Origin of the sequence: Geminocystis sp. CENA526 (assembly GCF_050753365.1) — a bacterium.
Taxonomy (GTDB): Bacteria; Cyanobacteriota; Cyanobacteriia; order Cyanobacteriales; family Cyanobacteriaceae; genus Geminocystis.
Window position 1 is genome coordinate 1 of sequence record NZ_JBLZFY010000282.1, and the last position, 1,356, is coordinate 1,356.

Annotated in this window: 1 protein-coding gene; it reads left to right on the forward strand. The window is 38.9% G+C overall.

Features of this window, described 5'->3' with window-relative positions:
- A partial coding sequence (locus ACN4EE_RS23400; protein ID WP_431708912.1) for a glycosyltransferase family 4 protein occupies positions 1–1,356 on the forward strand: 1,356 nt, incomplete at both ends.

The window sequence follows — 1,356 nt, forward strand, 5'->3', positions numbered from 1 at the left end:
ATTGGCAACAATCTGCTATGACAGTAGGAAACTTACTTAAATTAAATCAACAAAAAATCCAATCAGCTTTTGATTTTAATAAAGATAAAAATCTTCAATCGCTCAATATTCCTGAACTAAAATCACCAATAATCCTCATTGATGGGGTATTTTTCCAACTCTATCAAACAGGTATTGCCAGAGTTTGGAAATCTTTATTAGAACAGTGGGCAAATACTGATTTTGCTAATCATATTTTAGTCTTAGATCGAGCCAACACCGCACCAAAAATTAACGGTATTCGCTATCGCACCATTCAGCCCTACGATTATAATAATACTGAGGTCGATCGAACTTTATTACAGCAGATTTGCGATGAAGAAGGAGCAGAATTATTTATTTCTAGCTACTATACAACCCCCATTAATACCCCTTCCGTATTTATGGCTTATGACATGATTCCTGAAGTAATTGGGACAAACTTAAATGAAGTGATGTGGCAAGAAAAGCACAAAGGCATTAACCATGCTTCCGCCTTTATTGCCATTTCTGAAAACACTGCTAAAGATATTAATAAATTTTTCCCACAAATTCCCTTAGAATCGATTACCGTAGCTCATTGTGGAGTTAGCCCTTTATTTTCCCCTGCTTCCCCTCAAGAAATTGCTAATTTCAAATATAAATATGGCATTCAGAAACCCTATTTTCTCTTAGGAGGATTAGGAGGTTATAAAAACTCTATCCTCTTTTTCCAAGCCTTCGCTCAACTGGCAAATAAAACAGGTTTTGACATAGTAGCCACGGGTGCAGGAAGTCAATTACCCCCCGAATGGCGACAATTTACCGCAGGTTGCACATTTTATGGCTTACAACTAACCGATGAAGAATTAAGACTTGCTTATAGTGGTGCAGTGGCTTTAGTTTATCCCTCCAAATATGAAGGTTTCGGAATGCCCGTTGCCGAAGCGATGGCGTGTGGTTGCCCTGTCATTACCACTCCTAACGCATCCTTACCCGAAGTGGGGGGAAGTGCTGTAATTTATGTCAATGCGGATGATATTGAGGGCATGGCAAATGCTTTATGTGATGTACAAAAACCGACTTTAAGACATAATTTGATTCAGGCAGGATTACAACAAGCACAGAAATTCTCATGGGCAACTATGGCGGAGATAGTAAAAGAAGCCTTATTTAATGCCATTTCCCCCCAAATTAAATTAACAGATACTAACTATCTAGTCTTCCCTGATTGGCAAACAGATGAAGAAGAATTGTCGATCGAACTTACTCAATTAATCTATAAACTAGCCAATAATTCTTCCCTTAGTAACGATAATCCCCCCGTCTCCGACTCCCCCCTTACTAAGGGGGGTTGGG